This is a genomic window from Lactobacillus hamsteri DSM 5661 = JCM 6256 (genome assembly GCF_000615445.1).
GTDB classification, from domain to species: Bacteria; Bacillota; Bacilli; order Lactobacillales; family Lactobacillaceae; genus Lactobacillus; species Lactobacillus hamsteri.
This window is the reverse complement of record NZ_BALY01000003.1, coordinates 60,881-82,402: the sequence shown is the minus strand read 5'-3', so window position 1 is coordinate 82,402 and position 21,522 is coordinate 60,881. Positions and strand designations below refer to the sequence as shown.

Below are 21,522 nucleotides of genomic sequence, written 5' to 3'. Positions count from 1 at the left end.
ATATATGGCTAATAAGCGTGAATTTCCATTAGAAAAGACACGTAACATTGGTATCATGGCCCACATCGATGCGGGTAAGACTACCACTACTGAACGTATCCTTTACTACACTGGTAAGATCCACAAAATTGGTGAAACTCACGAAGGTGATTCACAAATGGACTGGATGGACGAAGAAAAGGAACGTGGTATTACCATTACTTCAGCAGCTACTACTGCTCAATGGAATGACCACAGAATTAACATCATCGACACCCCAGGACACGTTGACTTCACTATCGAAGTAGAACGTTCACTTCGTGTTCTTGATGGTGCCGTAACTGTTTTGGATGCCCAAGCTGGTGTAGAACCACAAACTGAAAACGTATGGCGTCAAGCTGAAACTTACGGTGTTCCTCGTATTGTTTTCGTTAACAAGATGGATAAGATTGGTGCTGATTTTGATAAGTCAGTTAACTCATTGCACGAACGTTTAAACGCTAATGCACATGCTGTTCAAATGCCAATTGGTGCAGCTGATACCTTCGAAGGTGTTATCGACTTGATCGAAATGGTTGCTGATATCTACGATGAAGATAAGCTTGGTTCTAAGTGGGAAACTGTTCCAGTTCCTGATGAATACAAGGACGAAGCAATGAAGCGTCGTGGTGAATTAGTTGAAGCTGTTGCTGACGTTGATGACAGCATCATGGAAAAGTACCTTGGCGGTGAAGAAATTTCAAACGATGAATTGAAGGCTGCTATCCGTAAGGCTACTATTAACTTAGACTTCTTCCCAGTATTTGCTGGTTCAGCATTTAAGAACAAGGGTGTTCAAATGATGCTTGATGGTGTTGTAGACTACTTGCCATCACCATTAGATGTTAAGCCTTATGTTGCTCACGATCCTAAGACGGGTGACGAAGTAGAACTTAGAGCTAACGACAAGGATCCATTTGCTGCTTTAGCATTTAAGATTGCTTCTGACCCATTTGTTGGTCGTTTGACTTTCATTCGTGTTTACACTGGTTCACTTCAATCAGGTTCATACGTATTGAACGCTTCTAAGGATACTCGTGAACGTGTTGGTCGTTTGCTTCAAATGCACGCCAATGAACGTAAGGAAATTCCTGAAGTATTCTCAGGTGATATTGCTGGTGCGATCGGTTTGAAGAACACTACTACTGGTGATTCATTAACTGACCCAGATCGTCCACTTATTTTGGAAAGTTTGCAAATTCCAGATCCAGTTATCCAAGTTTCAGTTGAACCTAAGTCAAAGGCTGACCGTGATAAGATGGATGTTGCTTTGCAAAAGCTTACTGAAGAAGACCCAACCTTTAAGGCTGAAACTAACCCAGAAACTGGTCAAACTTTGATTTCTGGTATGGGTGAACTTCACCTCCAAATCATGGTTGAACGTATGAAGCGTGAATTCCACGTTGAAGCTGAAATTGGTGAACCACAAGTAGCTTACCGTGAAACCTTCACTAAGGAAGCTAAGGCTCAAGGTAAGTTTGTTCGTCAATCTGGTGGTAAGGGTCAATACGGTGACGTATGGATTGACTTTACTCCAAACGAAGAAGGAAAGGGTTACGAATTCGAAGACGCTATCGTTGGTGGTGTTGTTCCTCGTGAATTCATTCCTTCAGTTGACCAAGGTTTACAAGATGCTATGAAGAATGGTGTTCTTGCAGGTTACCCATTGATCGATGTTAAGGCTAAGCTTTACGATGGTAGTTACCACGAAGTCGACTCATCAGAAGCTGCCTTCAAGGTTGCTGCTTCACTTGCTTTGAAGAATGCTGCTCCTAAGGCTGGTGCAGTAGTTCTTGAACCAATTATGAAGGTTCAAGTAATTACCCCTGAAGAATACTTAGGTGATGTTATGGGTTCAATTACTGCACGTCGTGGTACTATGGACGGTATGGAAGATCGTTCAGGTGCTAAGGTATTGAACTCTATGGTTCCACTTTCCGAAATGTTTGGTTACGCAACTACTTTGCGTTCATCAACTCAAGGTCGTGGTACTTTCACTATGGTATTCGATCACTACTCACCATGTCCTAAGTCAGTTCAAGAAGAAATTATTAAGAAACGTGGCGGAAACGCTGAATAATTTCTAAATGACTTAGTCAAAAAGAATAAATAGAAAAGAACTATCTAATTAATAAAAATTAGATAGTTCTTTTTTGCAAAAAAATTAAGAAACATTAGTTAAACCCTTGATATTTAAGGCTATTGCAAGTACAATAGGCTTTGTGCATTTGGGAGTAGTATACCCTGATGCTATAAAATTGTTGTAAAGCGTTGACGCAAAAGGTTGCGGCACGCCAGGCTGCATTGCCACAGTGGCGTGTAGGGAATTTTTGTCGAGCTAGTCATCTTTTAAAGAAGACGTTAAGGAGGTAATTAAATGGCAAGTCAATCAATTCGTATTAGACTTAAGTCTTACGAACATGGTATTCTCGATGAATCAGCTGCTAAGATCGTAGCTAGCGCAAAGAGAACTGGTGCAGAAATCTCAGGTCCAGTTCCTCTTCCAACTGAAAGAACTTTATTCACTGTTCTTCGTTCACCACACAAGGACAAGGACTCACGTGAACAATTCGAAATGCGCACTCACAAGCGTTTAATCGACATTTTGAATCCAACACCTAAGACTGTTGATTCATTAATGAAGCTTGATCTTCCAAGTGGTGTAGACATCGAAATTAAATTATAATTTAGATAGAAAGAGGTGTAATCATGACCAAAGGAATCTTAGGAAGAAAAGTTGGTATGACTCAAATCTTCACTAAAGATGGTGCCCTTGTTCCAGTAACTGTTGTAGAAGCAACTCCTAACGCTGTTATGCAAGTTAAGACTGTTGAATCAGACGGTTACGAAGCAGTTCAATTAGGTTACCAAGACAAGCGTGAAGTATTGAGCAACAAACCAGAAAAAGGTCATGCTGATAAGGCAAAGACTTCACCTAAGCGCTTCATTCGGGAAATCCGCGGTGTTGAGCTTAAGGACTATGAAGTCGGCTCAGAAGTTACTGTGGATACATTCAAGGAAGGTGACGTCGTAGACGTTACTGGTACTACAAGAGGTCATGGATACCAAGGTAACATTAAGCGTTGGGGTCAATCTAGAGGACCAGAAACTCACGGTTCAAGATACCACAGAATTCCTGGTTCAATGGGTTCAATCATTAACCGTGTACCAAAGGGCAAGCGTTTGCCAGGTCACATGGGCGTTAAGAAAGTTACCATTGAAAACTTAGTAATTGAAAAAGTTGTTGCAGATAAGAACGTATTGATGATTAAGGGTAACGTACCTGGTGCTAAGAACTCATTGATCGTTGTTAAGTCTGCTGCTAAGGCTGTAAAAGCTGATAAATAGGAAGGAGGACTAGAATGGCTAATTTAAAAGTTATTGATCAAAACGGTAAAGACTCTGGTGAAGTTACTTTAAACGACAAGGTCTTTGGTATTGAACCAAACGAAAGTGTTGTTTTTGACGCAATCATCAGACAAAGAGCCGGTCAACGTCAAGGTACTTCAAAGGTGAAGAACAGATCTGCCGTTCGCGGTGGTGGTAAGAAGCCTTGGAGACAAAAGGGTACTGGTCGTGCTCGTCAAGGTTCTATCAGATCTCCACAATGGCGTGGTGGTGGTATCGTCTTTGGACCTACTCCACGTTCTTACGCATACGCAATGCCAAGAAAGCAACGTCGTTTGGCTATTAAGTCAGTTCTTTCCCAAAAGTTGATTGATAAGGATTTGATCGTTTTAGATAAGTTGACTATGTCAGCTCCTAAGACTAAAGAATTTGTATCAATGTTAGACAGCTTAAAGGTTGAAGGCAAGGCTTTAGTTGTTTCAGACGATAAGAATGTTCAACTTTCAGCAAGAAACTTGCCTAAGGTTAAGGTTGTTCCAGTTAACGGCTTAAATGTTGAAGATGCAGTTAACTACGACAAGTTAATCTTGACTCAAGATGCTGTAAAGAAGATTGAGGAGGTTTTGGCTTAATGGACGCACGCGATATCATTTTAAGACCTGTCATTACTGAAAAGTCCACGAACTTAATGGATGATAAGAAGTACACTTTCGACGTGCTCTTAACTGCTACCAAGACTCAAGTTCGCAACGCTGTTGAAGAAATCTTCGATGTTAAAGTAAAGAGCGTAAACATTATGAATGTTCGCGGCAAGGACAAGCGAGTAGGTCGTTACTTTGGTAAGACTGCTCGTCGTAGAAAGGCTATCGTTACTTTAACTAACGATTCAAACGACATCAAGATTTTCCAAAACGAAGATAATAAAGAAGACAAGTAATAGGAGGTCAGTCAATTGGCTATTAAAGTTTACAAGCCAACCACAAATGGTCGCCGTAATATGACTTCTTCTGACTTTGCTGAAATTACTAAGAGCAAGCCAGAACGTACTTTGCTTGAATCACAATCAAAGACTGCAGGCCGTAACTCATATGGTCATATTACCAGTAGACACCGTGGTGGTGGTCACAAGCAAAAGTACCGTATCATCGACTTCAAGCGTAACAAGGATAATGCAAAAGCAGTTGTAAAGGCTATCGAATATGATCCAAACAGAACTGCTAACATTGCTTTGCTTCACTACACTGATGGTACTAAGGCTTACATTTTAGCACCTAAGGGCTTAAAGGTAGGCACAGTTGTTGAATCAGGCGAAAATGTTGATATTAAACCTGGTAATGCATTACCATTGAAGAATATCCCAACTGGTACTGAAGTTCACAACATCGAATTAAGACCAGGCAAGGGTGGCCAACTTGTTAGAAGTGCTGGTACTGTTGCACAAGTATTGGGTAATGATGGTAGTTACACTTTAGTAAGATTGCAAAGTGGCGAAGTTCGTAAGATTTTGTCAACTTGCCGTGCTACTATCGGTGAAGTTGGTAACGAACAACACTCATTAATTCAATTAGGTAAAGCTGGTCGTAAGCGTTGGTTAGGCAAGCGTCCACAATCACGTGGTTCCGTAATGAACCCTAACGATCACCCACACGGTGGTGGTGAAGGTAAGGCACCTGTTGGTCGTCCACAACCAATGACTCCATGGGGTAAGAAGTCTCGTGGTATTAAGACTAGAAACGTTAAGAATTCTAGTGAGAAGTTAATTATTCGTCACCGTAAAGGTAGCAAGTAATAGAAGGAGGGTTAATTAATGAGCCGTAGTATTAAAAAAGGTCCTTTTGCTGATGCATCTTTATTAAAGAAGGTTGATGCACAACAAGATGCTGACAAGAAACAAGTTATTAAGACTTGGTCACGTCGTTCAACTATTTTCCCTTCCTTCGTTGGATTGACTATAGCTGTTTACGATGGTAGAAAACATGTCCCAGTTTATGTTACTGAAGACATGGTTGGTCATAAATTAGGTGAATTTGTTCCAACAAGAACTTTCCATGGACACAAAGTCGCTGATGATAAAGCAACAGCACAATAGAGGAAGGAGAAACATCTAAATGGCAGAACAAATTAGTTCAGCTAAGGCTGAAGCAAGAACTGTTCGCATCGCTCCAAGAAAAGCACGTTTGGTTATTGACTTGATTCGTGGTAAGAGCGTTGCTGAAGCATTAGCAATCTTACAATTTACGCCTAGAGCTGCTTCCCCAATCGTTGAAAAAGTTTTACGCTCAGCAATTGCTAACGCAGAACACAACTACGATCTCGAAAGTGCAAACCTTTACGTATCAGAAGCTTACGTAAATGAAGGCGCAACTTTAAAGAGATTCCGTCCACGTGCTAAGGGTATGGCTTCTCCAATTAACAAGAGAACCAGTCACGTAGTTGTAGTAGTTTCAGAAAAGAACGATTAAGGGAGGTATATTAATGGGTCAAAAGATCAACCCTAATGGTTTTCGTCTCGGCGTTATCCGTGATTGGGAATCAAAATGGTATGCTGACAGAGGATACAAAGAAACATTAAATGAAGACCTTCGTATTAGAAAGTTCATTTCAGAAAAATTGAAGGATTCCTCTGTTTCTACTGTAGAAATTGAACGTGCTGCAAACAGAATCAACATTTCAATCCACACTTCAAAGCCAGGTATGGTAATTGGTAAAGGTGGTTCTGAAGTTGAAGCATTAAGAAAGCAATTGAACGCTTTAACTGATAAGCAAGTTCACATTAATATTGTTGAAATTAAGAAGCCAGATCTTGATGCTGAATTAGTTGCTGATAGTATTGCTCGTCAATTAGAAGCACGTGTTGCTTTCAGACGTGCTATGCGTCAAGCTACTCAAAGATCTATGCGTGCAGGTGCTAAGGGTATCAGAGTTCAAGTTTCTGGTCGTTTAAACGGTGCCGACATGGCAAGAAGAGAATGGCACACTGAAGGACGTGTTCCATTGCAAACATTAAGAGCTGACATTGATTACGCTTGGGTAAATGCCTTCACTACTTATGGTGAAATTGGTGTCCAAGTTTGGATCAACCGTGGTGAAGTCTTACCAACTCGTAAGAACAAGCCTTCAAAGCCTGCGAAGGGAGGAAATAAGTAATGCCTTTAGTACCAAAGCGAGTAAAACACCGTCGTGAATTCCGTGGTAAAATGCGTGGTGCTGCTAAAGGTGGTAAGTATATTGCCTTTGGTGAATACGGTTTGGAAGCACTTGAATCTCACTGGATTACTAACCGTCAAATCGAAGCTGCCCGTGTTGCTATGACTCGTTACATGAAGCGTGGCGGTAAGGTTTGGATCAGAATTTTCCCTCAAAAGTCATACACTGCTAAAGGTGTTGGTGTACGTATGGGTTCCGGTAAAGGTGCACCAGCAGGTTGGGTAGCTGTAGTTAAGAGAGAAAAGATTTTATTTGAAATTGGTGGCGTTTCTGAAGAAGTAGCTCGTGAAGCTTTGAGACTTGCTTCAACTAAGTTACCAATTAAGACTAAGTTTGTGACTAAGAGTTCGGAAGTAGGTGGCAATTCTAATGAAGGCTAAAGATATCAGATCATTAACCACTGATCAAATGTTAGAAAAGGAAAAGCAATATAAGGAAGAACTCTTTAATTTGCGTTTCCAACAAGCAACGGGTCAATTAGAAAATACCGCTCGCTTGAGCAAAGTCCGTAAGAATATCGCTAGAATTAAGACTATTCTTAGCGAAAAAGCATTAGAACAAAATTAATGGAAGGGAGCTATTAACTTGAGCGAATCAATCGAAAGAAATCATCGTCACGTATATCAAGGACGTGTTGTTTCTGATAAGATGGACAAGACTATTACTGTAGTTGTTGACACTTACAAGAACCACCCTGTTTATAACAAGCGTTTTAAGTACTCAAAGAAGTTCTACGCACAAGACGAAAATAATGAAGCTAAAGTTGGCGATACTGTTCGTATCATGGAAACCCGTCCATTATCTCGTACAAAGCGCTTCCGTTTAGTTAAAGTTGTTAAGAGATCTGTTTAATTTTACGGATTTACTGAGGGGAGGATTATACAGTGATTCAAAACGAATCCCGTTTAAAGGTTGCTGATAACTCTGGTGCCAGAGAACTTTTAGTTATCAGAGTCTTAGGTGGATCAAAGCGTAAGACTGGTAACATTGGTGATATTGTAGTAGCCACTGTTAAACAAGCAACACCAGGTGGCGTTGTCAAAAAAGGCGACGTAGTTAAAGCAGTTATTGTCAGAACAAAATCAGGCGCACGTCGTGAAGATGGTTCATACATCAAGTTCGACGAAAATGCTGGCGTAATTATTAATGAAGACAAGAGCCCTCGTGGTACTCGTATCTTCGGTCCAGTTGCACGTGAATTACGTGAACACGACTTTATGAAGATCGTTTCTCTTGCTCCTGAAGTCTTATAATTGTTAGTGAGGTGCACTGATGTTTGTTAAAACTGGTGACAAAGTAAAAGTTATTGCCGGAAAAGATAAAGGTAAAGAAGGTACAGTTCTTTCTGTTAACGTTAAGAAAAACCGTGTAGTTGTTAAAGGCGTTAACAAGATTAAGAAACACCAAAAGCCTTCACAAGCTAACGCTAATGGTGGTGTAGTTGAATCAGAAGGTTCAATCCACGCATCAAACGTTAAAGTTATTTCTAAGGCAGATAAGAAGTAGAAGGGAGGACACAAATGGCAAGTTATTTAGCTCAAGAATACAAAGAAAAAGTAATGCCTGCATTGGAAGAAAAGTTTAACTACGATTCAGTAATGCAAGTACCAAAGATCGAAAAGATCGTTTTGAACATGGGTGTTGGTGACGCAGTTTCCAACGCTAAAAGCTTGGATGAAGCAGTTGAAGAATTAACCTTGATTTCTGGTCAAAAGCCATTAATCACTAAGGCTAAGAAGTCAATCGCCAACTTCCGTTTGCGTGAAGGTATGTCTATCGGTGCTAAGGTAACTCTTAGAGGCGATAGAATGTACGATTTCTTGTACAAGTTGGTCAATGTTTCTCTTCCACGTGTTCGTGACTTCCGTGGTGTCTCAGCTCGTTCATTCGATGGACGTGGTAATTACACTTTAGGTATTAAGGAACAATTGATCTTCCCAGAAATCGATTTCGATAAGGTAAATCGTACTAGAGGTTTAGACATTGTTATTGTTACTACTGCCAACACTGATGAAGAAGCTCGTGAACTTTTAGGTCAATTTGGTATGCCTTTTGCAAAGTAATGGAGGACATTAATGGCTAAAACATCACAAAAAATCAGAAATCATCGTCCTGCTAAGTTCTCTACACGTGAATACACACGTTGCGAGAGATGTGGTCGTCCACACTCTGTATACCGTAAATTCGGTTTATGCCGTATTTGCTTAAAAGAATTAGCACACAAAGGTCAAATTCCTGGTCTTAAAAAGGCTAGTTGGTAGTATACGGTTAGGAGGATAGCAAAAAAATGGTCATGACAGATCCTATCGCAGATTACTTGACTAGAATCAGAAATGCTAACATGGCAAGACATGATTCAGTTGAAATTCCTGCATCAAACATTAAAAAGTCAATTTCAGAAATTTTAAAGCGTGAAGGCTTTATTCGTGATTACGAAGTTGCTGATGACGACAAGCAAGGCGTTATTAAGGTTTTCTTGAAATATGGTCCAAACGGAGAACGTGTCATTTCAGGCTTGAAGCGTATTTCTAAGCCAGGTCTTAGAAACTACGTTGGTGCTGAAGACTTACCTAAAGTTCTTAATGGTTTAGGTATTGCCATCGTTTCTACTTCTGCTGGTGTTATTACCGATAAAGAAGCAAGACAAAAGGGCGTTGGCGGCGAAGTTATCGCTTACGTTTGGTAATTCTGACAGAAAGGAGAAAATTCAATGAGCCGTATTGGTTTAAAGACTATTGAAGTACCTGACAGTGTCACTGTTACCAAGGAAGGCGACAACATTACTGTTAAGGGACCTAAGGGTGAATTAACTAGACATTTCGATCCAAAGATTAAGTTTTCACAAGAAAACGGTGAAATCAACTTTAGCCGTACCAGTGAAAGCGACAAAGCTCTTCATGGTACTATGAGAGCAAACTTGGCTTCAATGATCGAAGGTGTAGTTGATGGCTACAAGAAGACTTTGAAGTTAATCGGTGTTGGTTACCGTGCACAAGCACAAGGTAATAAGATTACTTTAAATGTTGGTTACTCTCACCCAGTTGTATTAACTGCTCCTGAAGGTGTTTCAGTAAAGACCCCTTCAGCAACTGACGTTGAAGTTGAAGGTGTTTCAAAGCAAGACGTTGGTCAATTTGCAGCTGAAATCCGTGCCGTACGTTCACCTGAACCATATAAGGGTAAGGGTATTCGTTACACTGACGAATATGTACGTCGCAAGGAAGGTAAGACTGGTAAGTAATAATTAGTTATTTTTTGAGGTGAAATTGTGATTTCTAAACCAGATAAAAACAAATTACGCTTAAAGCGTCATAAACGTATTCGTGGTAAAATTTCTGGAACTGCTGAGCGCCCACGCTTAAGTATCTTTCGTTCAAACAAAAACATCTACGCTCAATTAATTGATGACGTAGCGGGTGTAACGCTTGCAAGTGCCTCAACTTTGGATAAGTCTGTTTCTGAAGACGCAAACAAAGTAGAACAAGCTCAAGCTGTTGGTAAGGCAATTGCCGAAGCAGCAAAGGCTAAGAACATTTCAAACGTTGTATTTGATAGAAGTGGTTACTTATACCACGGCCGTATTTCAGCTTTGGCAGATGCCGCTCGTGAAAACGGATTAGATTTCTAGGAAAGGAGAATTAACACATGGCAAACCGTAACGATTCTCGTAATAATCGTAGAAATAAGGACGACATTGAAGATCAATTAGTCGCTGTCAACCGTATTACCAAGGTTGTAAAAGGTGGACGTCGCATGAGATTTGCTGCCCTTGTTGTCGTAGGTGACAAGAAAGGCCGTGTAGGTTTCGGTACTGGTAAGGCTCAAGAAGTCCCAGAAGCAATCCGTAAGGCTGTTGAAGCTGGTAAGAAGAATATGATTAACGTACCTAAAGTTGGTACTACTATTCCTCACGAAGTTATCGGTCATTATGGTTCAGGTAACATTATGTTGAAGCCTGCTGAAGCTGGTTCCGGAGTTGCTGCCGGTGGTGCCGTACGTATTGTTATGGATATGGCTGGTATTGCAGACGTAACTTCCAAGTCACTTGGTTCAAACACTCCAATCAACGTTGTACGTGCAACTATGGATGGTTTGAAGAAGCTTAGAACTAGTGAAGAAGTTGAAAAACTTCGCCAAATCAAGAGCGCAGATTAGGGAGAGTTTAGATGACTGATTTAAAAGTTACTTTAATTAGAAGTGTTGCACACCGTCTACCTAACCAAAAGAAAGTTGTTAAAGCTCTTGGCTTAGGTCGTATAAGTAGTACTGTTGTCCTTCCAGACAACGCTGCTACTCGTGGTGCATTAATGAAAATTGCTCACTTAATCTCTGTTGAAGAGATTAACAAATAAGATTATCCAAGGAGGTGCCGAAGTATAATGAAGCTTCATGAATTACATGCTGCTGAAGGTTCACGTCGTGCTAGAAAACGTGTCGGTCGTGGTACTTCAAGTGGTTACGGTAAGACTTCAGGCCGTGGTCAAAAGGGTCAATTGGCTCGTCAAGGCGGTCACACTCGTTTAGGTTTTGAAGGTGGTCAAATGCCATTATTCAGAACTATGCCTAAGCGCGGTTTTAAGAATGTTAACCGTAAAGAATACGCTGTTGTAAATTTAGATGACTTAAATAAATTCAAAGACGGTAGTGAAGTAACTGTTGAAACTCTTAAGGAAAACGGCTTGGTAAAGAAAGAATTATCAGGCGTTAAGTTACTTGCTAACGGTGAATTAAACGTTAAATTAACTGTAAAGGTTAACAAGGTTTCCGCAGCTGCTAAAGAAGCAGTCGAAGCTGCTGGCGGAACTGTTGAGGTGATCTAATGTTTTCGACCTTGAAGAACGCCTTTAAGGATAAAGAAATCAGAAATAAAATCTGGTTTACTCTCTTTATTCTTTTGCTTTATCGAATCGGTGCTAATATTACAGTTCCGGGTGTTAATGCAAAAGCGATCACTCAGGTTGCACAAACAGGTTTAGTTCCAATGCTGGATACAGTATCTGGTGGGGGACTAGATAACTATTCAATTTTTTCTCTTGGTGTTTCTCCATATATTACTGCACAGATTGTTATTCAATTGTTGCAAATGGATATTGTTCCTACATTAGTAGAATGGGGAAAACAGGGTGAAGTAGGTAGACGTAAAACCAATCAAGTTACTCGGTGGTTAACTTTAGTAGTTGCTTTTGTTCAGAGTATTGGTATTACACTTGGTTTTAACGCCCTTACTCAAATGGGGTTAGTTAAAAATCAAACGCCACAAACTTATATTGAAATTGCCATTATTATGACAGGTGGAACAATGTTATTGACCTGGTTGGGTGATGAAATCACTGATAAAGGTTTAGGTAACGGTGTTTCAGTTATTATCTTCGCTGGTATTATTGCAAGATTTCCAGCAGGAATGTGGCAAATATATAAAGAAGAAATTATTAATAATAGTGCTGCCGATCGTTGGCAAGGCATATTGTTCTTCATCGCGGTTATCGTTGCAATCCTTATCGTAACTCAATTAGTTACGTGGGTTGAACAAGCTAATCGTCGCGTTCCTATTCAATATACTAGAAGAGCGACAATTAGTGGGTCTGAAAGTTTTCTACCATTAAAAGTTAATGTATCTGGAGTTATTCCAGTTATCTTTGCCAGTTCTTTCATTATTACACCGGCAACAATTTTAATGGCCTTTCAAAGAACCCAAGGCGATCAAGAATGGTATAAAGTGTTAACTAACATCTTCAGTCTTCAAACAACTCCTGGAGTAATCATCTACACCTTATTAATTATTCTATTTACATTCTTCTATGCTTTTGTTCAGGTTAACCCTGAAAAGCTAGCAGAAAACTTACAAAAGCAAGGTGCTTATATTCCTAGTGTTTGGCCAGGAAAAGATACCCAAGATTATGTTTCAAGACTTCTAATGAGATTATCAACTGTAGGTGCAGTTTTCTTAGGCTTAGTTGCACTTTTACCACAATTAGCAACTAACTTCTGGAACTTACCAAGCTCAATTGGTTTGGGAGGAACAAGTTTGTTAATTGTAATCGGAGTAGTCTTAGAGTTATCTCGCCAAATTAACGGCTTGTTAATGAAGAGAGAATACGTTGGATTCATCAGATAGGAACGGATAAATGATTAACTTAATTCTTTTAGGTTTGCCAGGTGCAGGTAAAGGTACAGCATCTGAACAAATTGTCGATAAATATCACTTAACTCATATTTCAACTGGGGATATGTTTAGGGAAGCTATGGCTAACAAAACAAAGGTTGGTCTTGAAGCTAAGAGTTATATTGACAAAGGTAATTTAGTACCAGATGAAGTCACTGCAAAATTAGTTGAAGAACGTCTAAGTCAACCAGACATTAAGGAAGGTTTTATTCTTGACGGTTTTCCAAGAACCACTAATCAAGCAGAACTTCTTGACGGTATTACAAAGAGACTGGAAAAGCCTTTGACAAATGTAATTTCACTTGAAGTAAAAGAAGATACTTTGGTTGAACGTTTGTCAGCACGTTTTATGTGTAAAAACTGTGGCGCTACTTACAATAAGTTGTCTAAGAAACCTAAGGTTGAAGGCACTTGTGATCGTTGTGGTGGTCATGAATTTTATCAACGTGAAGATGACAAGCCAGAAGTAGTTAAGAATCGTCTTGAAGTGAATGAAAAGATGAATGCTCCTTTGAAAGACTTTTATCAAAAGAAAGGTTTGTTAACTGTAATTAATGGTGAACAAGCTCCTGAAAAAGTCTTTGAAGACATTGATGCGGTATTAAGTAATAACAAGTAGATACTTGTATAATTATAATTCCGTGTTATAATTTCAAAGTATGACTGTTTAATTGCGGAGGAACAACTTTGGCAAAAGATGATGTCATTGAAGTAGAAGGTAAGGTAGTTGATACCTTACCTAATGCTATGTTTAAAGTTGAATTGGAAAATGGGGCTACTATTTTAGCACATGTTTCCGGTAAAATTAGAATGCACTATATTCGTATTTTGCCAGGAGACCGTGTTACTGTAGAGCTTTCTCCATATGATTTAACAAAAGGTAGAATTACATATAGATTTATAAAGTAATAACGGAGGTAAACATGAAGGTTAGACCATCTGTTAAACCAATGTGTGAACATTGTAAAGTTATTAAGAGACATGGCCGTGTTATGGTTATTTGCCCTGCAAATCCAAAGCACAAGCAACGTCAAGGTTAAAAAAATAGGAGGTGCAATTTATGGCACGTATTGCTGGTGTTGACTTACCAAGAGATAAAAGAGTCGTTGTCGCTTTGACATACATTTATGGTATCGGCGAATCAACTGCTAAGAAGATCTGTAAGGATGCTGGTGTTTCAGAAGATATCCGTTCAAAGGATTTAACTCCTGAAGATCAAGAAAAGCTTCGTTCAGAAGTTGATAAATATCGTGTTGAAGGTGATTTACGCCGTGAAATCAGCATGAACATCAAGCGTTTAGTAGATATTGGTTCATACCGTGGTATTCGTCACCGCCGTGGACTTCCAGTTCGTGGTCAAAATACCAAGAATAATGCTCGTACTCGTAAGGGTACTAAGAGAAACCGTTAATTTATTTTAGGGAGGTTTATTGATGCCTAAAACAGCACGTAAGCGTCGTGTGAAGAAGCATGTCGAAAGCGGCGTTGCTCATATTCATTCTACGTTTAATAATACTTTAGTCATGATTACTGACGTTCAAGGTAATGCAGTTGCTTGGTCTTCAGCTGGTGCATTGGGCTTTAAGGGTAGTCGTAAGTCTACTCCATTTGCAGCTCAAATGGCAGCTGAAGCAGCAGCTAAGAGTGCAATGGACCAAGGCATGAAACATGTAGAAGTTTCTGTTAAGGGTCCTGGTGCTGGTCGTGAATCTGCTATTAGATCACTTCAAGCAACTGGTCTTGAAATTACTGCAATTCGTGACGTTACGCCAGTTCCACACAATGGTTCCAGACCACCAAAACGTCGTCGTGTTTAATTTTGTCCTGTATAGAGGACGTTACGTTTTGAAAGGGGCCCAGTAATGATTGAATTTGAAAAACCAAATATTACCGTTGTTGAACAAGAAGATTCTTACGGTAAGTTTGTTGTTGAACCACTAGAACGAGGCTTTGGTACAACTTTAGGCAACTCTCTTCGTAGAGTATTGCTTACTTCAATTCCTGGTACAGGACTTGTATATGTTCAAATTGATGGCGTTTTACACGAGTTCTCAACAGTTCCTGGCGTTAGAGAAGATGTAACCAAGATCATCTTGAATTTAAAGAAGCTTGAATTAAAGTCTCTTTCAGATGAACAAAAGGTTATTGAATTGGATGTTGAAGGTCCAGCCACTGTAACTGCTGATGATCTTAAAGTTGATTCTGACGTTGAAGTCTTAAATCCAGATCAATATATTTGTACTATTGCTGAAGGTGGACACTTACACATGCAAATCGCAGTTAAGAATGGCCGCGGTTATGTTGCTGCAAGTGACAATAAGAGTGAAGACATGCCAATTGGAGTTATTCCAGTTGATTCTCTTTTCTCACCAATTAAGAAGGTAAATTACCAAGTTGAATCTGCAAGAGTTGGTAAGAGAGATGACTTTGACAAGCTCACTTTTGAGATTTGGACAGACGGTTCAATCAAGCCTAATGACGCCCTTAGCTTTGCCTCTAAGATTCTAGTAGAACACTTTAAGGTGTTTGAATCAGCTGATGCAAATGCTAAATTCAGCGAAGTAATGGTGGAAAAGGAAGACGACAAGAAAGAAAAGAAGCTTGAAATGACTATTGAAGAGCTTGATCTTTCAGTTCGTTCTTATAATTGTCTTAAGCGTGCAGGTATTAACACTTTGCAAGAATTGACTGATAAATCTGAATCAGACATGATGCGTGTACGTAACTTAGGACGTAAATCATTGGAAGAAGTTAAGAACAAATTATCTGATTTGGGACTTTCTCTTCGTCAAGAAGACTAGTTTAATCAGATAAATAAAAGGAGGCAAAACTCATGGCATACCGTAAATTAGGTCGCGATAGTGCTCATAGAAAAGCAATGCTTAGAGAAATGACTACTCAATTGATCATTAACGAACGCATTGTTACTACTGAAGCTCGTGCAAAAGAAATTCGCAAGACTGCTGAAAAGATGATTACTTTAGGCAAGCGTGGCGATTTAGCTGCTAGAAGAAAGGCTGCTGCTTTTGTACGTAATGAAGTTGCTGATGTTAAGGAAGAAAAAGACGCAGTTGTTGTTAAGTCAGCATTGCAAAAGCTCTTTAACGATATTGCACCTCGTTACAAAGACCGTAATGGTGGTTACACCAGAATTATGAAGTTAGCATTAGCTCGTAAAGGTGATGCAGCTCCAATGGTTATCCTTGAATTAGTTTAATTCAGAATTTCCAAAACTTAATAGCTATTAAGAATTATCCATGAAAGTGAGAATAAGCGTTAAGATGATGGCGAAAGCTTAGTCTAGCTTAGATGATTTAATCATCCCTCTTCATGGATGATTTTTTTACTCTTTTTTTGTTAAAATAGTAAAGAGTATAACCTTTAATTAAGTGGGTGAAAGTAATGGCTAGTAACAATATTATTTCTTTAAAACATGTTTATTTTACGTATCCAAATAGTAAGAGGCCAGCTCTTAGTGATATTAATTTAGATATTAAAAGAGGATCTTGGACTTCAATTATTGGACATAATGGTAGTGGTAAATCAACTATTACTAGATTAATAAATGGATTACTTTTACCTGATGAAAATCAAAATACTTATATTGTGGTTGATAATCAGGAATTGTCTGATGATACTGTATGGAATATTCGCGATAAGGTGGGAATTGTATTTCAAAATCCTGATAATCAATTTGTGGGCGCCACTGTAGCCGATGATGTTGCCTTTGGACTTGAAAATCGTGGAATTGAACATAATGAGATGAAAACTAGAGTTGTAAAGGCCTTAGAAGAAGTTGGAATGACTGAATATGCTACAGCTGAACCGTCTAATTTATCTGGAGGGCAAAAACAAAGAGTGGCAATTGCAGGAATTCTTGCAATACGACCAAAGGTTATAATTCTAGATGAAGCTACAGCAATGCTTGATCCTAATGGAAGAGAAAGCATTTTACGCCTAGTAAAGCATATGAAAGAAAGAGATAATTTAACGGTTATTTCTATTACTCATGATGTGAATGAATCTATTGAACTAGCTGATAATGTTGTTGTGGTAAACGATGGCAAAATTTTAGCTACAGGTGATCCAATAAAAGTTTTTGAAAATCAAGCTATGATTAATGAAATTGGATTAGAAGAACCATTTATTTTTGAGTTAAAAAATAAATTAATTAAAGCAGGAATTAATATTCCTTTAGAAATAGATACCGAAGAAAAGCTGGTGAACTATTTATGTCAATTAAATTCAACAATGTAAGTTATATCTATTCTCCGGGTTCGCCGCTTGAAAAAAAAGGTTTAGATGACGTTAATTTTGAAATTAAAGATAACAGCTTTGTTACTATAATTGGTCATACAGGTAGTGGTAAATCAACGCTTATGCAGCATTTTAATGCGCTATTAAAACCATCTTCTGGGTCTATTGAAATTGCAGGAAAAGTAATTACTCCTGAAACAAAAAATAAGAATTTAAAGGAATTGCGTAAACATGTTAGTATTGTTTTTCAATTTCCAGAAGCACAATTATTTGAGGATACAGTAATTGATGATATTGCATTTGGACCTAAAAATTTCGGCTATTCAGAAAAAAAGGCTAAAGATGTGGCTAAAGAATGGTTAGAAAAAGTTGGTTTAGATCCAGAAATTGGTAATAAGTCTCCCTTTGAATTATCTGGTGGGCAAATGCGAAGAGTGGCGATTGCAGGCGTAATGGCATATCAACCCGATATTTTATGTTTGGATGAACCTGCGGCTGGACTGGATCCTCAAGCCCGCAAACAAATGATGAATTTGTTTGTTGAATATCAAAAAGCAGGTCATACGGTAATATTAGTTACGCATAATATGGATGATGTTGCCCAATATGCAGATGATGTTTTAGTAATGGAACATGGAAAATTGATTAAACATGATATTCCGAAAAATATTTTTGCAGATAGAACTTGGGTAAAGAAGCATTATTTAAATGAACCAACTGCAAGTATGTTTGCAGCATATTTGACCGATTATAATTTTGATGAAAATCCGCTAACAATTGATAAACTTGTTGATGAAATTAAAAGTAATTTGAGGAAGTGAGTATATGAGCAAAATAATTATCGGACGATATATTCCAGGTAATACTCTTATATATAAAATGGATCCGAGAGGAAAATTGCTCGCAACGATCTTCTTTGTATGTATTATTTTTTTGGCAAATAATTGGCTAAGTTATAGTATTATTTGTTTATTTTCGTTGCTGGCTGTATGGGCAACAAAATTAAAGCCAAAAGTCTTTTGGGACGGGGTTAAACCATTAATTGGCTTGATATTTTTTACGTCACTTTTGCAATTGTTTTTTACTAGTGGTGGAGAAGTCTACTGGAAGTGGTGGATTTTTACGTGTTCAAGCTACGGAATTACTAATGCGGTTTATATCTTTATTCGATTTACATTGATAATTTTAATTTCAACTGTAATGACGGTGACAACAATGCCATTGGAAATCGCTGATGCAATGGAATGGATTTTAACGCCTTTGAAAATATTTAAAGTTCCCGTAGATAAAATTGCGTTAGTAATGTCGATAGCATTGCGTTTTGTTCCTACTTTATTTGATGAAACCTTTAAAATAATGAATGCTCAACGTTCTCGAGGAGCTGATTTCAATAATGGTGGCTTAATAAAAAGAGCAAAAGCAATTGCACCATTACTGGTACCATTATTTATTAATTCTTTGCAAACAGCTGTAGATTTATCTACGGCAATGGAAGCAAGAGGATATCGCGGAAGTGAAGGGAGAACTCGATATCGTGTTTTAAATTGGTCAAAATACGATTTATATAATTTAGGATATTTTGTAATATTGACAGTATTATTATTGATTTTTAGGACTCATTAAATGACAACAAGATACAAAATGACGATGGCATATGATGGACATCTTTTTCATGGCTTCCAAATGCAGCCAAATCAAAGAACTGTTCAAGGTACTGTTGAGCAGGCTCTGATAAAAATGACAAAGGGCAAGAGAGTGATTGTAGAAGGCTCAGGGAGAACAGATTCAGGAGTACATGCAATTGGTCAAGTGATTCATTTTGATTATCCAGGTAATCAAATTCCTGCTAATAAAATGATCTTAGCTTTGAATTCTATGATGCCAATGGATATTATTTTTAATGATTGTGAAATTGTTAATGAAGACTTTCATGCTCGATACAGTATAAAGGGAAAATGGTATCGTTATCGAGTTAGTCTGGATCATTTTGTTAATCCGTTTAAACGTTTCTATACAGGTCATTATCCATATCCGATTGATATTCAAAAAATGCAAGAAGCGGCTAAGGATTTATTAGGAACACATGATTTTACTAGTTTCGCAGCTAGTGGTGGACAAATCATTAACAAAGTAAGAACGATGTATTATGTGAATGTTGAGAAAGATGAAAAAGAAAACGAAATTGTTTTTGATTTCATTTGCTCAGGATTCTTGTATAATATGGTTCGGATCTTAGTGGCGACACTTCTTGAAATTGGCAATGGAAAACGTCCAGTAAATGATTTTCCAAGAATTATAAAAGCAAAAGATAGACAAGAAGTTCGCGAAACTGCGCAGGCTAGTGGACTATATCTATATCATGTATTTTATGATGAGCTTCCCAAGAAATATCGCCAAGATCTTGAATAATAATTGACTTTTAGGACAAAAGGACGTACTCTAGTATAGTATGTTTGTCCACGATAGGCCCCGGAAACTTATTGTTTTCAAACTGCAAATAAACGGAGGAATTTAAATTGCGTACTACACCATTAGCAAAATCTAGTGAAATTGAACGTAAGTGGTACATTATTGATGCAACTGACGTATCTCTTGGTCGTCTTTCTGCTGCTGTTGCCACTATTTTGAGAGGTAAGAACAAGCCTCAATACACACCTAACGTTGATACCGGTGATAATGTTATTATTATCAACGCATCAAAGATTAAGTTGACTGGTAAAAAGGCTTCAGACAAGTTCTACTACCACCACTCAGGATGGCGTGGCGGCATCAAGGCTGTTTCATACGGCGAGTTGCTTGCTAATAACCCAGTTAAGATGGTTGAAATCTCAGTTAAGGGCATGCTTCCAAAGAATACTCTTGGTCACCAAGAATTCATGAAGATGCACGTTTATGCTGGTGAAGATCACAAGCATGAAGCACAAAAGCCTGAAAAGTTAGATATTAACAAATTAATCTAGGAGGTTATACAATGGCACAACAAGCTGCATACATTGGTACTGGTCGTCGTAAGGACTCAGTTGCACGTGTTCGTTTAGTACCAGGTAACGGTGCTATCACTGTTAACGGTAAAGAAGTTAATGAATACATCCCATTCCCTAACTTAGTTAAGGACTTAAAGCAACCATTGACTTTGACTGAAACTGACGGTCAATACGATATCCATGTTAACGTAAACGGTGGTGGCTTCTCAGGTCAAGCTGGAGCTATCCGTCTTGGTATCGCTCGTGCTCTTCTTGATGTGGACCCAGATTTCCGTTCACCATTGAAGAAGGCCGGTTTCTTAACTCGTGACCCAAGAATGAAGGAAAGAAAGAAGCCAGGTTTGAAGAAGGCCCGTAAAGCTTCACAATTCTCAAAGCGTTAATCTTTGGATTTTACGTTTATATACAGAAAAGCATCTCCAAGTTGGGGATGTTTTTTTGTTGCTTAAATAAAAGGAAAATAATGATCTCAATTAGAAAATATCAAGAAAATGATTTTTTACGTCTTTGTGAAATTCATGATCAGGCTAGAAAGCAAGAATTGAAATCAGCTAATCTAGAAGAAGCATTTATTCCATTGAAAACTGCGTCTAAAAAAGAAGGACTTTTTAGGGATTATCAAGTTTATGTCGCAATTAAGGAAGATAATGTGGTCGGTTTTGTCGCTTTTAACAAAGAAGAATTAGGCTGGCTATATGTGGATCCAGTTTTTCAGCACCAAGGCATTGGCAGTAAATTAATTGATTTTGTTGTTTCTAGTCCATATAAACCAATATATCTTGAAGTATTAAAAGGAAATCCCGCTAAGAACCTATATTTAAAAAAAGGGTTTAAAGTTATTAGACATGAAAAAGGACAGATGCCGGGAAACGAAAAATTCCAAGTTGAAGTTGATTTAATGAAATATTAGCCCAAAATAAAAGACTCTCATTCGAGAGCCTTTTTTGTATTTAAATTATAAACTGTCTTGAATATTGTCAGCTAAGTAATCATAAAGCATACCATGCTTTAAATCTTTAGTATCAACACCAAGTGCTTCAGCGATTGCGTAAGCAAAAGCCCAAGCAGTCGCTGGACCACGGCTGGTTAAAATTTTATGTTCCTTATCAGTAACAGTAATATCTTCTTTGAAGTGACCGGTTGGGGCATCTTCTTCGGTTTGTTCTTCAATACCAGGATAACAAGTGTAATCTGCATCAGCTAAAATTCCATAACGGGCCAATGCACGAGGTGCGGCACACATTGCAGCATCCCACTTGCCTTCTTCATGACGTTGAACCATTAACTTACGCAGTTTTTCGTCATCACGTAAGTTAGCAGAACCATCCATTCCGCCTGGGAAAGCAACTAAGTCATAATCTAATAAACTGTCATTAACAACTTTATCGCAGGTTAATTTAATCTTGTGATCACCCATTACGTCCTTGCTGGTTAACCCCACCATGTCAGTTTCAATATTTAATCGACGAAGAACATCGACAACGCTTAAGCCTTCTACTTCTTCACAGCCGTCAGCAAAAACAACAGCAACTTTTGTCATAGAAA

The 21,522-nt window shown here is 38.4% G+C and carries 38 protein-coding genes; 37 read left to right on the top strand and 1 reads right to left on the bottom strand.

Annotation, left to right across the window (positions count from 1 at the left end; genetic code table 11):
• The first annotated feature begins 4 nt into the window (after positions 1-4).
• The 37 genes from fusA (at position 5) to JCM6256_RS01460 (ending at position 20,887) form a co-directional block, all read left to right on the top strand.
• Complete coding sequence (gene fusA / locus JCM6256_RS01640; RefSeq protein ID WP_025080102.1) at positions 5-2,098, top strand: elongation factor G; 2,094 nt, start codon at positions 5-7, stop codon at positions 2,096-2,098.
• Between the two features lie 297 nt (positions 2,099-2,395).
• Entirely contained in the window at positions 2,396-2,704 is a 309-nt protein-coding gene (rpsJ, locus tag JCM6256_RS01635) for a 30S ribosomal protein S10 (RefSeq protein WP_008472640.1), read from the top strand.
• 23 nt (positions 2,705-2,727) lie between these two features.
• Positions 2,728-3,366: a 50S ribosomal protein L3 gene (rplC, locus tag JCM6256_RS01630; protein WP_025080101.1), complete on the top strand. Its 639-nt coding sequence runs from the start codon at positions 2,728-2,730 to the stop codon at positions 3,364-3,366.
• A gap of 14 nt (positions 3,367-3,380) precedes the next feature.
• Positions 3,381-3,998 (top strand): 50S ribosomal protein L4, encoded by a 618-nt coding sequence (rplD, locus tag JCM6256_RS01625; protein ID WP_025080100.1) that lies wholly within the window; start codon positions 3,381-3,383, stop codon positions 3,996-3,998.
• A complete protein-coding gene (gene rplW / locus JCM6256_RS01620; RefSeq protein ID WP_025080099.1) occupies positions 3,998-4,303 on the top strand; it encodes a 50S ribosomal protein L23 in 306 nt (101 codons plus the stop codon). Before rplD ends, rplW begins: the two co-directional genes overlap by 1 nt.
• 15 nt (positions 4,304-4,318) lie before the next feature.
• Positions 4,319-5,155, top strand: a complete 837-nt coding sequence (gene rplB / locus JCM6256_RS01615; protein WP_025080098.1) for a 50S ribosomal protein L2 — start codon at positions 4,319-4,321, stop codon at positions 5,153-5,155.
• An 18-nt stretch (positions 5,156-5,173) separates the two neighbouring features.
• Positions 5,174-5,455: a 30S ribosomal protein S19 gene (rpsS, locus tag JCM6256_RS01610; protein ID WP_025080097.1), complete on the top strand. Its 282-nt coding sequence runs from the start codon at positions 5,174-5,176 to the stop codon at positions 5,453-5,455.
• Between the two features lie 19 nt (positions 5,456-5,474).
• The gene (gene rplV / locus JCM6256_RS01605; RefSeq protein ID WP_025080096.1) at positions 5,475-5,828 is read left to right on the top strand and encodes a 50S ribosomal protein L22; all 354 of its coding nucleotides are present in this window, start codon (positions 5,475-5,477) and stop codon (positions 5,826-5,828) included.
• A gap of 13 nt (positions 5,829-5,841) precedes the next feature.
• Positions 5,842-6,513, top strand: coding sequence for a 30S ribosomal protein S3 (rpsC, locus tag JCM6256_RS01600; RefSeq protein ID WP_025080095.1), 672 nt, complete (start codon positions 5,842-5,844; stop codon positions 6,511-6,513).
• Positions 6,513-6,953: a 50S ribosomal protein L16 gene (gene rplP, locus JCM6256_RS01595; RefSeq protein WP_025080094.1), complete on the top strand. Its 441-nt coding sequence runs from the start codon at positions 6,513-6,515 to the stop codon at positions 6,951-6,953. The genes rpsC and rplP overlap by 1 nt, the downstream gene beginning before the upstream one ends.
• Positions 6,943-7,140 carry a 50S ribosomal protein L29 gene (gene rpmC / locus JCM6256_RS01590; protein WP_025080093.1) on the top strand — a complete coding sequence of 66 codons (198 nt, stop codon included), beginning with the start codon at positions 6,943-6,945 and terminating at the stop codon, positions 7,138-7,140. The genes rplP and rpmC overlap by 11 nt, the downstream gene beginning before the upstream one ends.
• An 18-nt stretch (positions 7,141-7,158) precedes the next feature.
• Entirely contained in the window at positions 7,159-7,425 is a 267-nt protein-coding gene (rpsQ, locus tag JCM6256_RS01585; RefSeq protein WP_035438115.1) for a 30S ribosomal protein S17, read from the top strand.
• 32 nt (positions 7,426-7,457) lie between these two features.
• Entirely contained in the window at positions 7,458-7,826 is a 369-nt protein-coding gene (gene rplN / locus JCM6256_RS01580; RefSeq protein ID WP_025080091.1) for a 50S ribosomal protein L14, read from the top strand.
• Between the two features lie 19 nt (positions 7,827-7,845).
• Entirely contained in the window at positions 7,846-8,079 is a 234-nt protein-coding gene (rplX, locus tag JCM6256_RS01575; RefSeq protein WP_025080090.1) for a 50S ribosomal protein L24, read from the top strand.
• Between the two features lie 14 nt (positions 8,080-8,093).
• Positions 8,094-8,636: a 50S ribosomal protein L5 gene (rplE, locus tag JCM6256_RS01570; protein ID WP_025080089.1), complete on the top strand. Its 543-nt coding sequence runs from the start codon at positions 8,094-8,096 to the stop codon at positions 8,634-8,636.
• A 12-nt stretch (positions 8,637-8,648) separates the two neighbouring features.
• Entirely contained in the window at positions 8,649-8,834 is a 186-nt protein-coding gene (locus tag JCM6256_RS01565) for a type Z 30S ribosomal protein S14 (protein WP_006351920.1), read from the top strand.
• 26 nt (positions 8,835-8,860) lie between these two features.
• Positions 8,861-9,259 (top strand): 30S ribosomal protein S8, encoded by a 399-nt coding sequence (gene rpsH, locus JCM6256_RS01560; RefSeq protein WP_025080088.1) that lies wholly within the window; start codon positions 8,861-8,863, stop codon positions 9,257-9,259.
• Positions 9,260-9,283: 24 nt separating this feature from the next.
• Positions 9,284-9,814, top strand: a complete 531-nt coding sequence (gene rplF / locus JCM6256_RS01555) for a 50S ribosomal protein L6 (RefSeq protein WP_025080087.1) — start codon at positions 9,284-9,286, stop codon at positions 9,812-9,814.
• A 27-nt stretch (positions 9,815-9,841) separates the two neighbouring features.
• Complete coding sequence (rplR, locus tag JCM6256_RS01550) at positions 9,842-10,201, top strand: 50S ribosomal protein L18 (protein ID WP_025080086.1); 360 nt, start codon at positions 9,842-9,844, stop codon at positions 10,199-10,201.
• 17 nt (positions 10,202-10,218) lie between these two features.
• Positions 10,219-10,728: a 30S ribosomal protein S5 gene (gene rpsE, locus JCM6256_RS01545; protein WP_025080085.1), complete on the top strand. Its 510-nt coding sequence runs from the start codon at positions 10,219-10,221 to the stop codon at positions 10,726-10,728.
• 11 nt (positions 10,729-10,739) lie between these two features.
• On the top strand, positions 10,740-10,925 hold the full coding sequence (gene rpmD, locus JCM6256_RS01540; protein WP_025080084.1) for a 50S ribosomal protein L30: 186 nt from the start codon (positions 10,740-10,742) through the stop codon (positions 10,923-10,925).
• 27 nt (positions 10,926-10,952) lie between these two features.
• Complete coding sequence (gene rplO, locus JCM6256_RS01535) at positions 10,953-11,393, top strand: 50S ribosomal protein L15 (protein WP_025080083.1); 441 nt, start codon at positions 10,953-10,955, stop codon at positions 11,391-11,393.
• Positions 11,393-12,688, top strand: coding sequence for a preprotein translocase subunit SecY (gene secY, locus JCM6256_RS01530; RefSeq protein ID WP_025080082.1), 1,296 nt, complete (start codon positions 11,393-11,395; stop codon positions 12,686-12,688). The genes rplO and secY overlap by 1 nt, the downstream gene beginning before the upstream one ends.
• Positions 12,689-12,698: 10 nt before the next feature.
• Positions 12,699-13,355 (top strand): adenylate kinase, encoded by a 657-nt coding sequence (locus JCM6256_RS01525; RefSeq protein WP_025080081.1) that lies wholly within the window; start codon positions 12,699-12,701, stop codon positions 13,353-13,355.
• A 68-nt stretch (positions 13,356-13,423) separates the two neighbouring features.
• A complete protein-coding gene (gene infA / locus JCM6256_RS01520; RefSeq protein ID WP_002878178.1) occupies positions 13,424-13,645 on the top strand; it encodes a translation initiation factor IF-1 in 222 nt (73 codons plus the stop codon).
• A gap of 14 nt (positions 13,646-13,659) precedes the next feature.
• Positions 13,660-13,776: a 50S ribosomal protein L36 gene (rpmJ, locus tag JCM6256_RS01515; protein ID WP_002878160.1), complete on the top strand. Its 117-nt coding sequence runs from the start codon at positions 13,660-13,662 to the stop codon at positions 13,774-13,776.
• 20 nt (positions 13,777-13,796) lie between these two features.
• Entirely contained in the window at positions 13,797-14,147 is a 351-nt protein-coding gene (gene rpsM / locus JCM6256_RS01510; protein ID WP_025080080.1) for a 30S ribosomal protein S13, read from the top strand.
• Positions 14,148-14,169: 22 nt separating this feature from the next.
• Entirely contained in the window at positions 14,170-14,553 is a 384-nt protein-coding gene (rpsK, locus tag JCM6256_RS01505; RefSeq protein WP_004045557.1) for a 30S ribosomal protein S11, read from the top strand.
• A 45-nt stretch (positions 14,554-14,598) separates the two neighbouring features.
• The gene (locus tag JCM6256_RS01500; RefSeq protein WP_025080079.1) at positions 14,599-15,537 is read left to right on the top strand and encodes a DNA-directed RNA polymerase subunit alpha; all 939 of its coding nucleotides are present in this window, start codon (positions 14,599-14,601) and stop codon (positions 15,535-15,537) included.
• A gap of 32 nt (positions 15,538-15,569) precedes the next feature.
• Positions 15,570-15,953, top strand: a complete 384-nt coding sequence (rplQ, locus tag JCM6256_RS01495) for a 50S ribosomal protein L17 (RefSeq protein ID WP_025080078.1) — start codon at positions 15,570-15,572, stop codon at positions 15,951-15,953.
• Between the two features lie 185 nt (positions 15,954-16,138).
• Complete coding sequence (locus JCM6256_RS01490) at positions 16,139-16,993, top strand: energy-coupling factor transporter ATPase (RefSeq protein ID WP_025080077.1); 855 nt, start codon at positions 16,139-16,141, stop codon at positions 16,991-16,993.
• On the top strand, positions 16,969-17,814 hold the full coding sequence (locus tag JCM6256_RS01485; RefSeq protein WP_025080076.1) for an energy-coupling factor transporter ATPase: 846 nt from the start codon (positions 16,969-16,971) through the stop codon (positions 17,812-17,814). Before JCM6256_RS01490 ends, JCM6256_RS01485 begins: the two co-directional genes overlap by 25 nt.
• Before the next feature lie 4 nt (positions 17,815-17,818).
• Complete coding sequence (locus tag JCM6256_RS01480) at positions 17,819-18,616, top strand: energy-coupling factor transporter transmembrane component T family protein (protein WP_025080075.1); 798 nt, start codon at positions 17,819-17,821, stop codon at positions 18,614-18,616.
• Entirely contained in the window at positions 18,617-19,402 is a 786-nt protein-coding gene (gene truA / locus JCM6256_RS01475; RefSeq protein ID WP_025080074.1) for a tRNA pseudouridine(38-40) synthase TruA, read from the top strand.
• Positions 19,403-19,509: 107 nt separating this feature from the next.
• On the top strand, positions 19,510-19,953 hold the full coding sequence (gene rplM / locus JCM6256_RS01470) for a 50S ribosomal protein L13 (RefSeq protein WP_025080073.1): 444 nt from the start codon (positions 19,510-19,512) through the stop codon (positions 19,951-19,953).
• 11 nt (positions 19,954-19,964) lie between these two features.
• On the top strand, positions 19,965-20,360 hold the full coding sequence (gene rpsI, locus JCM6256_RS01465) for a 30S ribosomal protein S9 (RefSeq protein ID WP_025080072.1): 396 nt from the start codon (positions 19,965-19,967) through the stop codon (positions 20,358-20,360).
• A gap of 80 nt (positions 20,361-20,440) precedes the next feature.
• Positions 20,441-20,887: a GNAT family N-acetyltransferase gene (locus tag JCM6256_RS01460; protein ID WP_035438108.1), complete on the top strand. Its 447-nt coding sequence runs from the start codon at positions 20,441-20,443 to the stop codon at positions 20,885-20,887.
• Positions 20,888-20,932: 45 nt separating this feature from the next.
• Here the strand turns inward: JCM6256_RS01460 and JCM6256_RS01455 are convergent, their stop codons facing one another.
• The gene (locus JCM6256_RS01455) at positions 20,933-21,517 is read right to left on the bottom strand and encodes a DJ-1 family glyoxalase III (RefSeq protein ID WP_025080070.1); all 585 of its coding nucleotides are present in this window, start codon (positions 21,515-21,517) and stop codon (positions 20,933-20,935) included.
• Positions 21,518-21,522: the final 5 nt, after the last annotated feature.

Coding starts and splice junctions, on each gene's coding strand:
- JCM6256_RS01480 (WP_025080075.1), top strand. CDS start 17,819: ATGAGCAAAATAATTATCGGACGATATATTCCAGGTAATACTCTTATA.
- rplX (WP_025080090.1), top strand. CDS start 7,846: ATGTTTGTTAAAACTGGTGACAAAGTAAAAGTTATTGCCGGAAAAGAT.
- rplF (WP_025080087.1), top strand. CDS start 9,284: ATGAGCCGTATTGGTTTAAAGACTATTGAAGTACCTGACAGTGTCACT.
- rpsJ (WP_008472640.1), top strand. CDS start 2,396: ATGGCAAGTCAATCAATTCGTATTAGACTTAAGTCTTACGAACATGGT.
- rpsE (WP_025080085.1), top strand. CDS start 10,219: ATGGCAAACCGTAACGATTCTCGTAATAATCGTAGAAATAAGGACGAC.
- rplV (WP_025080096.1), top strand. CDS start 5,475: ATGGCAGAACAAATTAGTTCAGCTAAGGCTGAAGCAAGAACTGTTCGC.
- JCM6256_RS01525 (WP_025080081.1), top strand. CDS start 12,699: ATGATTAACTTAATTCTTTTAGGTTTGCCAGGTGCAGGTAAAGGTACA.
- rpmJ (WP_002878160.1), top strand. CDS start 13,660: ATGAAGGTTAGACCATCTGTTAAACCAATGTGTGAACATTGTAAAGTT.
- rplO (WP_025080083.1), top strand. CDS start 10,953: ATGAAGCTTCATGAATTACATGCTGCTGAAGGTTCACGTCGTGCTAGA.
- rplD (WP_025080100.1), top strand. CDS start 3,381: ATGGCTAATTTAAAAGTTATTGATCAAAACGGTAAAGACTCTGGTGAA.
- rpmC (WP_025080093.1), top strand. CDS start 6,943: ATGAAGGCTAAAGATATCAGATCATTAACCACTGATCAAATGTTAGAA.
- rplP (WP_025080094.1), top strand. CDS start 6,513: ATGCCTTTAGTACCAAAGCGAGTAAAACACCGTCGTGAATTCCGTGGT.
- rplW (WP_025080099.1), top strand. CDS start 3,998: ATGGACGCACGCGATATCATTTTAAGACCTGTCATTACTGAAAAGTCC.
- fusA (WP_025080102.1), top strand. CDS start 5: ATGGCTAATAAGCGTGAATTTCCATTAGAAAAGACACGTAACATTGGT.
- JCM6256_RS01485 (WP_025080076.1), top strand. CDS start 16,969: ATGTCAATTAAATTCAACAATGTAAGTTATATCTATTCTCCGGGTTCG.
- secY (WP_025080082.1), top strand. CDS start 11,393: ATGTTTTCGACCTTGAAGAACGCCTTTAAGGATAAAGAAATCAGAAAT.
- rplC (WP_025080101.1), top strand. CDS start 2,728: ATGACCAAAGGAATCTTAGGAAGAAAAGTTGGTATGACTCAAATCTTC.
- JCM6256_RS01500 (WP_025080079.1), top strand. CDS start 14,599: ATGATTGAATTTGAAAAACCAAATATTACCGTTGTTGAACAAGAAGAT.
- JCM6256_RS01490 (WP_025080077.1), top strand. CDS start 16,139: ATGGCTAGTAACAATATTATTTCTTTAAAACATGTTTATTTTACGTAT.
- rpsC (WP_025080095.1), top strand. CDS start 5,842: ATGGGTCAAAAGATCAACCCTAATGGTTTTCGTCTCGGCGTTATCCGT.
- rpsM (WP_025080080.1), top strand. CDS start 13,797: ATGGCACGTATTGCTGGTGTTGACTTACCAAGAGATAAAAGAGTCGTT.
- rpsS (WP_025080097.1), top strand. CDS start 5,174: ATGAGCCGTAGTATTAAAAAAGGTCCTTTTGCTGATGCATCTTTATTA.
- rpsK (WP_004045557.1), top strand. CDS start 14,170: ATGCCTAAAACAGCACGTAAGCGTCGTGTGAAGAAGCATGTCGAAAGC.
- truA (WP_025080074.1), top strand. CDS start 18,617: ATGACAACAAGATACAAAATGACGATGGCATATGATGGACATCTTTTT.
- rpsI (WP_025080072.1), top strand. CDS start 19,965: ATGGCACAACAAGCTGCATACATTGGTACTGGTCGTCGTAAGGACTCA.
- rpmD (WP_025080084.1), top strand. CDS start 10,740: ATGACTGATTTAAAAGTTACTTTAATTAGAAGTGTTGCACACCGTCTA.
- rplE (WP_025080089.1), top strand. CDS start 8,094: ATGGCAAGTTATTTAGCTCAAGAATACAAAGAAAAAGTAATGCCTGCA.
- rpsH (WP_025080088.1), top strand. CDS start 8,861: ATGGTCATGACAGATCCTATCGCAGATTACTTGACTAGAATCAGAAAT.
- rplQ (WP_025080078.1), top strand. CDS start 15,570: ATGGCATACCGTAAATTAGGTCGCGATAGTGCTCATAGAAAAGCAATG.
- JCM6256_RS01460 (WP_035438108.1), top strand. CDS start 20,441: ATGATCTCAATTAGAAAATATCAAGAAAATGATTTTTTACGTCTTTGT.
- JCM6256_RS01455 (WP_025080070.1), bottom strand. CDS start 21,517: ATGACAAAAGTTGCTGTTGTTTTTGCTGACGGCTGTGAAGAAGTAGAA.
- JCM6256_RS01565 (WP_006351920.1), top strand. CDS start 8,649: ATGGCTAAAACATCACAAAAAATCAGAAATCATCGTCCTGCTAAGTTC.